The organism is Bariatricus sp. SGI.019 (genome assembly GCF_050315235.1).
Classification (GTDB): domain Bacteria; phylum Bacillota; class Clostridia; order Lachnospirales; family Lachnospiraceae; genus JAFBIX01.
Genome location: NZ_JBNPOQ010000016.1, coordinates 58,001 through 70,020 on the forward strand (window position 1 = coordinate 58,001; position 12,020 = coordinate 70,020).

The window sequence follows — 12,020 nt, forward strand, 5'->3', positions numbered from 1 at the left end:
TCCAAGAGATGTAATGTGCTACAATATCCAATAATAAAAATTAAGGTGATAAAATGGAACGTAAGAGCGAGATGACAAAAGCTTTGCTTGGTGAAAAATTTAAAAAATTAGTTATCGAAAAGTCTTTTGAAAAGATAACGATTAAGATGATCACCGATGAAGCCGGCGTTATCAGGCCAACATTTTATAATTATTTTCAGGATAAATATGAAGTAATGGAATGGCTTCTCTGGGAAGATGTATTCAAAAGTGTGACAGAACTCGTTAATATGGATATGGACAAAGAAGCTCTGAAAATGCTTTTTCGAAAATTCGAGATAGACAAAGAGTATTATGAAAAAGTGTTTACTATAAGTGGCCAGAACTCTTTTGAAGAGATGTTATATAATCAGATTTATGATCTGGCAAAAAGAATGTTGGCAGAGCATCCGGTAAAAATCGAAGACCGTTCCCAGATTATAAATGAAGAAATATTTACAAAATTTCAGGCAATCACATTGATGAATGGAATTAAAAGCTGGATACTATACTCTGGGAATCAGATATCAGCGGATGATGCTTTGAAATTCTATGAATTTCTTATGACACATTCGTTACTTGATATTGTGGAAGATGGAGAAAAAGTGATCAAATAGGTACACCACATTTTTCAAATAGGGACGTAGTAAAATGCAATTTTACTACGTCCCTATTTGAAAAATGTGGTTGTATCTTATATCAAAAAACTATATAATAATAAAGATATATGTGATGATTGTGCAAAAAAAATGGTAAATAAGCCAAAATTCATAAAGGAGAAGATTTATTATGGGTAAATATTTTGGAACGGATGGGTTCCGTGGGGAAGCAAATGAGGTCTTGACGGTTGAACATGCATTTAAGGTGGGAAGATTTCTTGGATGGTATTATGGTCAGGATCATAAAGCAAAGGTAGTGATTGGTAAGGATACAAGAAGAAGCAGTTATATGTTTGAGTATGCGCTTGTTGCAGGTATCACGGCGTCTGGTGCTAATGCATATTTATTGCATGTAACTACAACACCAAGTGTATCATACGTGACGAGGACTGATAATTTTGACTGTGGTATTATGATTTCTGCAAGTCATAATCCGTTTTATGATAATGGAATTAAGGTTATTAATGGAAAGGGACACAAGCTGGAAGCTGAAGTGGAAGAGAAGATTGAGGCATACATTGACGGTGAGATAGGGGAACTTCCGTTGGCTAAGAAGGAAGATATTGGCCGTACCGTTGATTATGCAGCCGGAAGAAATCGTTATATTGGATATCTGATATCTCTGGCAACACGTTCTTTTGAGGATATGAAGGTTGGTCTGGATTGTTCTAACGGAAGCGCATTTGCCATTGCAAAGAGTGTCTATGATGCATTGGGGGCTAAGACATATGTGATTAACTGTGAACCGGATGGAACGAACATTAATACCAATTGTGGTTCTACGCATATTGAAGTATTGCAGCAGCATGTGAAAGACAATCATCTGGATGTTGGATTTGCGTATGACGGAGATGCGGACAGATGTATCGCAGTCGATGAAAATGGAAATGTCATTGACGGAGACCTGATCCTGTATATTTGTGGAAAATATATGAAAGAAAATGGGCGTCTGAATGGCGATACGATTGTGACTACGATCATGTCTAATCTGGGCTTATATAAAGCTTGTGATAAAGTTGGATTAAAATATGAAAAAACGGCTGTCGGCGATAAATATGTATATGAAAATATGGTTCGTAATAATTTCTCACTTGGTGGAGAACAGTCTGGACATATTATCTTTAGTAAGCATGCGACAACAGGAGATGGAATCCTGACATCTCTTATGCTCATGGAAGTAATGCTGGAGAAAAAGCAAAGCCTGGCAAAACTTGCAGAAGAAGTTAAGATATATCCGCAGTTATTGAAAAATGTCCGTGTGGCTGATAAGAAGACTGCCAGAGAGAATCCTGCAGTGATCGAAGCTGTCAACGCAGTGTCAGAAGCTTTAGGTGACGATGGACGTATTCTGGTAAGAGAAAGTGGTACAGAGCCTGTGATTCGTGTTATGGTTGAGGCGGCTACAGATGAGTTATGTGAGAAATATGTAGACCAGGTGATTGAAGTGATTAAAGCAGAAGGCCTGATTGTTGAATAAAGTTTTCTGAATACAAAGGGTTCCACTCTAGATTGAGTGGAACCCTTTTCCTATGATCTCACTGGTATTTGATATCAATAAAAATGCATCTGGAGAATTCTCCTTGATAAAATTACGAAGTTTTATAGCTTCCATCCGGTTTAATGCCGTAAGCAAAATGTATTTATCTTCGCCGGAAAATGCACCTTGAGCCAATACAATAGTTGCACTTCGGTTAAGATCATCTCTGATAAAATCACAGATTGGTTTCGGATTGGAACAGACAACGTTAAAATACTTGGAAAGATTCAGACTTTCGATAAAACCATCAATCATAAAAGAACGAAGTGCCAATCCCAGGAAAGAATATAATCCTGTCTCTATATCGAAGACAAAACAACCAGCTAATGTAACGATAAAATCAGTAGCAAGCAATGCTTTTCCGATATCCATGCTGGTGTATTTCTTCATAATCATAGCAACAATATCCGTTCCACCGCTGGAAGCACCAATGTTGAATAATACTGCAGAGCCAATAGAAGGAAGTGCGATTGCAAATGCAAGTTCCAAGATTGGCTGATCAGTTAATGGATGGGACATAGGATAGATGCGTTCTAATGCCGATAAAGTTACAGATAATAAAATACTGCTATATGCTGTTTTAGCTGCAAACTTTTTCCCCAGGATAATAAAGCCAATCAGCAATAGAATCATGTTGGCGATAAAAGAAAAATCACCGGCAGAAATTGGGCATAATCTGGCGACTAAGACTGCGAGACCTGTAATACCGCCAAAAGTAAAGTTGTTGGCAAATTTAAAGAAATAGATGCCAACTGCCATAACCAGTGTACTCAGAGTTAATAAAACAAAGTTTTTCAGTTGTGATTTCATAATACATTCCCCAATTATATTATTTATTAAAGGATCACCCTTGATACCACACCGATTGTAACGCTCAGGTATAGAAAAGTCAATGAAAGAATGCTATATTATACCTAGAAATCATAATAGGAAATGAGGAGAGAAGATTGAAAGTTTTTCAACAAAAATCAAAAATTCAAAAATTTGCAGATGCGGAAGAATTTGTGAGGGAATATCAGATTGGAAAGGGTGATTTTGTTCTGGCAAGTCGGCATATATATGAGACTTATTTTGCTCCATTAAAGATTGAAGCACATGTGGAGTATAAGAGTAAATATGGAGCCGGAGAACCGACAGATGTTATGATAGATGGTCTTCTTCAAGATTTTGCAAGAACTGAGTGTACACGAATTGTTGCAATTGGCGGCGGTGCAGTCATAGATATGGCAAAGATCTTGGTTTTAGGTGGGAATTATAGAGCAGAAGAAATATTTCAGCGCAAAGTACCGCTTCAAAAAGTTCGCCCATTGATTGCAGTTCCAACAACCTGTGGAGCAGGATCGGAAGTGTCCAATGTATCGATTACGGAATTAACCAGCCTGCATACGAAGCTGGGCTTGGCGGTTGATGAGATTTACGCAGATGATGCAGTGCTGATACCGGAACTTTTAAGAGAATTGCCATATCCATTTTTTGCAACCAGCGCGATTGATGCATTTATTCATGCGATTGAATCTTATGTGTCTCCGAAAGCAAACTTATATACAGAAATGTTCAGTATGAAAGCCATGGAGATGATTATAGATGGATTTCGTAAAATTGTTGAAAATGGACCGGAATATCGATGGAATCTTCTGGATGAATTCCTGACAGCAAGTAATCTGGCTGGAATTGCATTTGGAAATGCTGGTACCGGAGCAGTACATGCCATGTCGTATCCATTAAGTGGTGTATATCATGTGACACACGGCGAAGCAAATTACCAGTTCTTAACAGCCGTATTTGCAGTGTATCAGGAGCTGAAACCAGAAGGAAAGATCCAGGGACTGAATCATTTCTTGGGCAAGCTTTTGGATTGTGAGGAAAGACAGGTCTATACAGAATTAGAAAAACTTCTGGATAAAATTATTTCCAGAAAGCAGTTACATGAATATGGCATGACAGAGGATGAAATCGAAAGCTTTGCCAAGAGTGTTGAAGCAAGTCAGCAGCGTCTGTTGAATCAGAGTTATGTAAAGCTGTCTTGGCAGCAGATGGCAGAAATATACAAAAAATTGTACTAATTATATGAAGGAAATCCCGCATTATAAATCCGGAATTGGCAAATAATATTTCCCAAAAAGGAGGAAATGTCTCATGTATAAATATTTGCCAATTACGGATGTATACGCAAGAGAAATATTAGATTCTCGTGGAAATCCTACGATAGAAGTAGAAGTACTTGCGGAAGATGAGTATTGGGGATGTGCCAGTGTTCCTTCTGGCGCTTCGACCGGACAGTTTGAAGCTGTAGAATTAAGAGATCGTGAGGATAGATACGGAGGACTTGGTGTTGAACGTGCAGTGGATCATGTGAATGCACGGATTGCCCCTGAAATTATAGGAATGAATGTATTAGATCAGGCAGCTATCGATACAATCCTTATTCAATTAGACGGAACGGAAAATAAGTCGAATCTGGGGGCCAATGCTATGCTTGGAGTGTCCATGGCAGTTGCAAGGGCAGCGGCATCTGCACTGCGTCAGCCATTATATGCGCATCTTGGAGGGACGAATGCCAAACGGATGCCGGTTCCGATGATGAACATTATGAATGGAGGAAAACATGCCGATAACACGATTGATATTCAGGAGTTCATGATTATGCCTGCCGGTGCAGTCTGTTTTCGGGAAGGCCTTCGAATGTGTGCAGAAATCTATCATACATTAAAAAAGTTGTTGAAAGAACAAGGCTACAGCACTGCAGTCGGAGACGAAGGTGGATTTGCACCGAATCTTCCAGATGCCAGAGAAGCGTTGCACTTTATTACAGATGCAATCAAAAGATCCGGATATAGACCAGGAGAAGAAGTTGTAATTGCACTTGATGTAGCTGCTTCAGAATTATATGACAAAAGATTTAAAAAATATGTATTCGAAGGCGAAGGAAAGATGAAGAACAAAAAGATTGTTCGTTCGGTTGAAGAACTCATCGATTTTTACGCAGACCTGGCAGAAGAATTTCCCATTGTATCTATTGAAGATCCATTGGATGAAGAGGATTGGGAAGGGTGGGAATTACTAACGACAAGACTCGGGTTAGACCTTCAGTTAGTCGGTGATGACCTCTTTGTCACCAATACCCATCGCTTGAAAAAAGGAATTAAACGAGAAGTAGCCAATGCGATTCTCATAAAAGTCAACCAGATTGGTACTCTGACAGAAGCTTTTGACGCAATTGAAATGGCAAAAAACGCCGGATACAAGACTATCATATCCCATCGCTCCGGCGAGACAGCAGATCCAATGATCGCAGATATCGCAGTAGCATTTAATGCAGGACAGATTAAGACAGGAGCTCCGTGCAGATCCGAACGAGTAGAAAAATACAATCAATTATTGCGAATCGAAGAACGGCTTGGCGATGTCGCCGAGTATGAAAATCCATTTTAGTGTCAAAAAGGTACACCACATTTTTCAATTGGGGACGTAGTAAAATTTAATTTTACTACGTCCCCAATTGAATTTTCCTTGCCATTTTGTCTTCCTTATGCTAGAATAAGTATGGTTTATCCGCAGGAGGTGTAGAAAGTGGAGATTTTAAAAACGGTATTAATGATTATATTTGCAATAGACTGTATCGCATTGACGGCAATCGTATTAATGCAGGAAGGTAAATCAGCTGGGCTTGGAACAATCAGTGGTATGGCAGATTCTTATTGGGGTCAGAACAAAGGTCGTTCTATGGAAGGTGCGCTGGTGAAGTCTACGAAGTTCCTTGCGATCCTGTTTGTTGTATTGGCAGCAGTGTTGAATTTAAAAGTATTTGCATAAGATAAGGCATATTTTTATGAGAATGGTGGGACACTCCTGTATGGGAGTGTCTCTTTGTGTATATTTGATGAAAGTGACATCGTTTCTTGTGGAAATATTCTTAAATGGAGGACTTGTAAGAGATGGACAAGACATTTGAAAAGCGAAAAAAGGTAATCTATGATTTGATCTGTGATGATTTATATGTGCCTATGAAGTTCAAAGAACTTGCAATGCTTCTGCAGGTTTCCAAAGATCAGAGAGATGCTCTGCGGGAGGTATTGGAATCTTTGGAGGAGGATGGAAAAATCTATCTTTCTAAGAAGGGCAAATATTGCAAAGGAGAGGCGAAACGTCTGACTGGAATCTATCGCGCGAGCCTGAAAGAATTTGGATTTGTTGTAATTGAAGGTGAGGATTCAGATATATATATTGATGAGGAACATGTAAATGGTGCATTTGATGGCGATGAGGTAGAAGTCGTAATTACAAAGGAGCCACAGGGAAGAAGCCGGGAGGGTAAGATTGTAAGGGTTGTATCCAGAGGCTTGACAAAGATTGTCGGACTGTATCAGATGAAGGCGAACAAGAATTATGGATTTGTGATACCAGATAATCAGAGATTCGCGCAGGATATCTTCATCCCGGTTGAAAAATCAAAAGGTGCAGTGGATGGTCATAAAGTAGTAGTGGAATTGACTTCATATGGTGAACAAGGACGCAAGCCTGAAGGAAAAGTAATAGAGATTATAGGACATGTCAATGATCCGGGAACAGACATTATGTCTATTGTAAAAGGGTATGATCTGCCAGTAGAATTTTCAGAAAAAATTTTAAATCAGGCTGAGCGTGTGGCAAAGGACGTTAGCGAGGCTGATATGGCTGGCCGTAAGGATATCCGGGACTGGCAGATGGTGACGATTGACGGAGAAGATGCGAAAGATCTGGATGATGCTGTCTCGATTGAACGTGATGGTGACAATTATATCCTGGGGGTTCATATTGCAGATGTGTCGAATTATGTACAGGAAAATAGTTCGATTGACCGGGAGGCTTTGGAACGTGGAACGAGTGTATATCTTGTGGATCGTGTCATTCCTATGCTTCCACATAAGCTTTCGAATGGAATCTGTTCGCTGAATGCGGGAGAAGATCGTCTGGCGCTTAGCTGCATCATGACAGTGAACCCGAAGGGGGTTGTAATCGATCATGAGATTGCAGAGACGGTTATCCATGTCGATGAAAGAATGACTTACACAAGTGTCAAAAAGATTCTTGTAGACAGAGATGCAAAAGAATGCGAACGGTATCGTACTTTGATTCCCATGTTTGAATTGATGAAGGAATTGTCAGGAATTCTCCGGGAACGCAGAAAACAAAGAGGATCTATTGACTTTGATTTCCCAGAGACAAAGATGGTATTAGATGAAAATGGAAGACCAGTTGAGATAAAGCCATATGACCGCAATGTGGCGACAAAGATTATTGAAGACTTCATGCTGCTTGCAAATGAGACTGTCGCCGAAGATTATTATTGGCAGGAACTTCCTTTTGTGTATCGTACACATGAAGCACCGGATGAAGAGAAGATTCGTGCTTTGGCAATATTTATTAATAATTTCGGCTATTCAATGCATGTTGGTGTAAATGAAATCAGACCGAAAGAAATTCAAAAGTTGCTTGCAAAAGTAGAAGATACACCAGAGGAGGCGTTGATCAGCCGTCTGGCACTCCGTTCTATGAAGCAGGCCAAATATACACCGGAGAACACCGGACATTTTGGACTGGCAGCTAATTATTATACTCATTTTACCTCTCCGATTCGCCGATATCCGGATCTGCAGATTCATAGAATCATTAAGGATAATCTGCGGGGAAGGATGAATGAGAAGAAGATGGAACATTATCATCAGATCCTTCCTGACGTGACAAAGCATTCCAGCGAGATGGAGAGAAGAGCAGATGAGGCGGAGAGAGAGACGGTTAAATTAAAGAAAGTTGAATATATGCAGCAACATATCGGTGAGATCTTTGAAGGAGTCATATCCAGTATTACAAAATGGGGAATGTATGTGGAACTTCCGAATACTGTAGAAGGTCTGGTGCATGTTGCGAATATGACAGATGATCATTATGAATATTTCGAAGATCGTCATGAAATGGCAGGTGTGCATACGCATAAGGCATATAAATTAGGACAGCAGGTGACCGTTCGGGTGATTGATACGGACAGACTGCTCCGAACGATAGATTTTGAATTAGCAGATGAAGGAGATATGGAAGATGGCGAAGACGAATGGTAAGATGATAGCTAACAACAAAAAGGCATATCATGATTATTTTATATTAGATACTTATGAAGCCGGCATTTCTCTGCACGGCACAGAGGTGAAGTCCTTACGTATGGGGAAATGCAGTATTAAGGAATCATTTATCCGAATTGAAGATGGGGAAGTCTTTATCTATGGTATGCACATCAGTCCTTATGAAAAAGGAAATATATTTAATAAAGATCCATTGCGTGTCCGAAAACTTCTTCTTCATAAGTCAGAGATTAATAAATTACTCGGAAAGACAAAAGAAAAAGGGGTAGCAATCGTACCGCTAAAGGTGTATTTTAAAGGTAGTTTAGTGAAAATAGAGATTGGTCTTGCCAAAGGTAAGAAATTATATGATAAACGCCAGGACATTGCAAAAAAAGACCAGCAAAGAGAAGCGCAGCGGGATTTTAAAGTGCGTAACTTTGGATAGCAAAGCAAGGAGGGAAACATGGTACCAATAAAAAAAGAAGATTTAAGAAAACTGGTGACACAGACGACGGTAGAAATGTATGAAGAATTAACGCCACAGTTAATTCAGCTGATCGATCAGACGAAGCATGATGATACATTGACAGAAGCGCAGAAACAAGATGAGATATCTTTACATATGTTGGGTTATGTAAAATCCTGTACAAATGAGATTATTATTGAAGTTCTGGCGGAGATACTGGGACTGGAAGATGAATAATTCACAGGAAAGAGAGGAAAATTAGAATGGCATATTGTGTAAAATGTGGTGCGAAGGTGGATGATGACATCCGATTCTGTCCGCAGTGTGGGGCAGAGATCCCTCGGCAGACAAGCCAGGAACAACAGTATACATATGGTCAGCAGACGGGCCAGGAACAACAGTATACATATGGTCAGCAGACAGATCAAAAACAACAGTATACATATGATACGGAAGAGTATTTTGATCCGCAGGAAGTACGCGGAAATAAAGGGATGGGTATACTCTCCTATTTTGGAATCCTGGTATTAATCCCATTGTTAGCCGGAGATAAGCGTTCGCAGTATGTAAGATTCCACGCAAACCAAGGACTGGTTTTATTCCTTGTTTCGTCTATTATAGATCTTTTAGATGGAGATTGGGTGTGGGGATTGCATTCTGTCATCAACTTTGGAGAAAGCATCTTTTCGTGGGCATTTGATATCTTAAGTTTTGCATGTTTTATCCTGATGATTATGGGCATTGTTGCTGCATGTAAAGGACAGAAAAAAGAATTACCTTTGATAGGAAAGATTAAAATATTAAAATGATTTTATATAAATGAAGCAGTTGTCAGGTTGACAGCTGCTTCATTTATATATGAGATTTATAAGATAGGATCATCTATATAAGAAAGGGAATAATTCCCTGACAACGTGGGACCTGGTCCCTTTATAATTAAAGATTACTCAATGGTAATCAATTTTGGCTGTTCTTCCTGTCTCTGTACTTCCTTCGGGAATGTCAGATGAAGGACCCCGTCTTTGAATGCGGCTTTAATGTCTTCTTGGCTGATCTCGTCACCTACATAGAAGCTTCTGTTGCAAGTGCCGGTGTAGCGTTCTTTGTGGATGCATTTTCCTTTTGCATCTTTTTCTTCTTTTGTCTCATTTTTATGAGCTGTAATGGTAAGGTAACCATCCTTTAAATCAGCTTTGATGTCTTCTTTGGCATATCCTGGAAGTTCCATTGCGATCATGTAGTTCCCGTCTTTTTCATGAATATCTGTCTTCATGATCTGTGTAGAAGTACGGTCATATGAAGTGGTGAAAAATGGATCATTGAACATGTCATCAATTAAATTAAATCCTCTGTTTGTAAGTAACATAAGTCATTCCTCCTTAAATATATGCCTGACCGGTGAAAAGATATCCGTTTTGGTTTTATACGAAATCACCGGTGGTATTTTGCTTTGTTTTATTTGTTATAGTTATTATATAACATATATTGTTAGCAGTGTCAATAGGTGAGTGCTAATTTTTTATAATTTTTAAATTTATGATACCAAGGACAAAAGATCTAAACCCATATGAGCTTGCTCATAGGTGGGGCGTTTGATTCCCAACATCATTTTATTTGAGATTTCAATAAAAAAGAGAGCAGAAAATCTGCTCTCGTTGTAATATCTTATGTTGAATAATAATTCTATTCTTTAATTCCGTTCTTCAAGCGGAGTGAAATCTTCATGTGTTCCCACATATTTATAAGCAGGACGAATAATCTTGCCGGCGTTGATTAATTCTTCTAAACGATGAGCACTCCAACCGGGCATACGTGCAATTGCAAAGATTGGGGTAAATAATTCCTGTGGAATGCCTAGCATAGTATAGACAAAACCGCTGTAAAAGTCTACGTTGGCGCAGACATTTTTGAACAGTTTGCGGTGTTCCATGATTAGCTGTCCGGCCAGGCGTTCTACCAGTTCGTAAAGTGCAAATTCTTCCATTAATCCCTTTTCCTCGGCAAGTGCTTTGGCGAATTTCTTCAAAATGACTTCACGAGGATCGGAGAGTGTATAAACAGCATGCCCCATACCATAGATTAGCCCAGAGTGATCAAATGCTTCTTTATTAAGAATCTTTTGCAAATATGTGGCTACTTCTTCTTCGTTGGTCCAGTCATTGATATGAGCTTTGATGTCGGCAAACATATTCTGGACTTTTAGATTGGCTCCACCATGACGAGGTCCTTTTAATGAACCGATAGATGCAGCGACCGAAGAATAAGTGTCTGTACCAGAGGAAGTGACAACATGGGTTGTGAAAGTAGAATTGTTACCACCGCCGTGTTCGGCATGAAGAATCAAAGCGATATCCAATACTTTGGCTTCCAGCTCGGTATATTGACTATCCGGACGTAACATTAGCAGAATGTTCTCGGCCAAAGACAGCCCTTTCTGTGGATTGCGGATCAGTAAAGTCTCGTCCTTACGGAAATGTCGATATGAATGATAAGAATAAACAGCAATCAGAGGAAGCTTGGCAATTAGTTCCAGAGACTGGCGAAGTACATTTCCAGGAGTGATACTTTCTGGATCAGAGTCATATGTATAGAGCGTAAGAATACAGCGCTGCATGGCGTTCATGATATTCTCGTTTGAAGCTTTCATGACAACATCACGGACAAATCGACCGCTTAAATTCTGTAATTCAAACATAACATCAAGAAACATAGAGAGCTCCGTTTTGCTGGGAAGTCTTCCAAACAAGAGAAGATAAATGGTTTCTTCGAATCCAAATTTGCGACCTTTCAGACTGTTTACAATATCATTTACATTAATTCCCTGATAGTATAATGCACCTTCAGCAGGAATCTGACGTCCATTGATGAGATTATAGGCACAGACATCAGAGACTTCCGTCAATCCTGTTAAGACACCCTTTCCGGCGGAATCACGCAGACCACGTTTGACATCATATTCAATATATAAGTTAGGATCAATCCGGTGATTTTTCATCAATTCTTGTTCTAATTTTTCTATGTTCTGTTTTAAAATGTCTGTTTCGTGTAAGTCTTCAAGGTACATCAATTCATTTTCAGCCATACTCATTCCTCCGCTTCTCCGAGATTTAAATGAAAAAACACCTATTACAATTTATCATCACGTCATCGTAATTGGTGTTCGTTATACATAGTATATTAAAATATTTTACACGAAAGAGGATGATAATACAAGAATTTTCTTGGGATTTCTTTGGCTTTGA

12 protein-coding genes are annotated in these 12,020 nt (G+C 39.2%); 9 read left to right on the top strand and 3 right to left on the bottom strand.

Translation table 11 applies throughout. The features are described from left to right. Positions 1 to 53: 53 nt before the first annotated feature. Positions 54 to 635: a TetR family transcriptional regulator gene (locus tag ACQRD1_RS11190; RefSeq protein WP_235233362.1), complete on the top strand. Its 582-nt coding sequence runs from the start codon at positions 54 to 56 to the stop codon at positions 633 to 635. Positions 636 to 807: 172 nt separating this feature from the next. Continuing rightward, positions 808 to 2,154, top strand: coding sequence for a phosphoglucosamine mutase (glmM, locus tag ACQRD1_RS11195; RefSeq protein ID WP_235233367.1), 1,347 nt, complete (start codon positions 808 to 810; stop codon positions 2,152 to 2,154). A gap of 27 nt (positions 2,155 to 2,181) precedes the next feature. On the opposite strand, the gene ACQRD1_RS11200 is transcribed toward glmM, so the two are convergent. After that, positions 2,182 to 3,024, bottom strand: coding sequence for a YitT family protein (locus ACQRD1_RS11200; protein ID WP_235233370.1), 843 nt, complete (start codon positions 3,022 to 3,024; stop codon positions 2,182 to 2,184). A 137-nt stretch (positions 3,025 to 3,161) separates the two neighbouring features. Here ACQRD1_RS11200 and ACQRD1_RS11205 point away from each other — a divergent pair, with 137 nt between their 5' ends. The 7 genes from ACQRD1_RS11205 (at position 3,162) to ACQRD1_RS11235 (ending at position 9,587) form a co-directional block, all read left to right on the top strand. Beyond that, complete coding sequence (locus tag ACQRD1_RS11205) at positions 3,162 to 4,277, top strand: 4-hydroxybutyrate dehydrogenase (RefSeq protein ID WP_235233371.1); 1,116 nt, start codon at positions 3,162 to 3,164, stop codon at positions 4,275 to 4,277. A gap of 73 nt (positions 4,278 to 4,350) precedes the next feature. Further along, on the top strand, positions 4,351 to 5,646 hold the full coding sequence (eno, locus tag ACQRD1_RS11210) for a phosphopyruvate hydratase (protein WP_235233373.1): 1,296 nt from the start codon (positions 4,351 to 4,353) through the stop codon (positions 5,644 to 5,646). Positions 5,647 to 5,784: 138 nt separating this feature from the next. Then, positions 5,785 to 6,027 carry a preprotein translocase subunit SecG gene (gene secG, locus ACQRD1_RS11215; RefSeq protein WP_235233375.1) on the top strand — a complete coding sequence of 81 codons (243 nt, stop codon included), beginning with the start codon at positions 5,785 to 5,787 and terminating at the stop codon, positions 6,025 to 6,027. 122 nt (positions 6,028 to 6,149) lie between these two features. Beyond that, a complete protein-coding gene (gene rnr, locus ACQRD1_RS11220) occupies positions 6,150 to 8,309 on the top strand; it encodes a ribonuclease R (protein ID WP_235233376.1) in 2,160 nt (719 codons plus the stop codon). Then, positions 8,290 to 8,757: an SsrA-binding protein SmpB gene (gene smpB, locus ACQRD1_RS11225; RefSeq protein ID WP_235233378.1), complete on the top strand. Its 468-nt coding sequence runs from the start codon at positions 8,290 to 8,292 to the stop codon at positions 8,755 to 8,757. Before rnr ends, smpB begins: the two co-directional genes overlap by 20 nt. Positions 8,758 to 8,775: 18 nt before the next feature. Then, positions 8,776 to 9,015: a hypothetical protein gene (locus ACQRD1_RS11230; RefSeq protein WP_235233380.1), complete on the top strand. Its 240-nt coding sequence runs from the start codon at positions 8,776 to 8,778 to the stop codon at positions 9,013 to 9,015. Positions 9,016 to 9,041: 26 nt separating this feature from the next. Next, positions 9,042 to 9,587, top strand: a complete 546-nt coding sequence (locus ACQRD1_RS11235; protein ID WP_235233381.1) for a DUF4870 domain-containing protein — start codon at positions 9,042 to 9,044, stop codon at positions 9,585 to 9,587. A 134-nt stretch (positions 9,588 to 9,721) separates the two neighbouring features. Here ACQRD1_RS11235 and ACQRD1_RS11240 read toward each other — a convergent pair whose 3' ends face one another. Beyond that, positions 9,722 to 10,144, bottom strand: a complete 423-nt coding sequence (locus ACQRD1_RS11240) for an Hsp20/alpha crystallin family protein (protein ID WP_235233382.1) — start codon at positions 10,142 to 10,144, stop codon at positions 9,722 to 9,724. A 324-nt stretch (positions 10,145 to 10,468) separates the two neighbouring features. Further along, the gene (locus tag ACQRD1_RS11245) at positions 10,469 to 11,860 is read right to left on the bottom strand and encodes a citrate/2-methylcitrate synthase (protein ID WP_427787575.1); all 1,392 of its coding nucleotides are present in this window, start codon (positions 11,858 to 11,860) and stop codon (positions 10,469 to 10,471) included. Between the last annotated feature and the right edge of the window lie 160 nt (positions 11,861 to 12,020).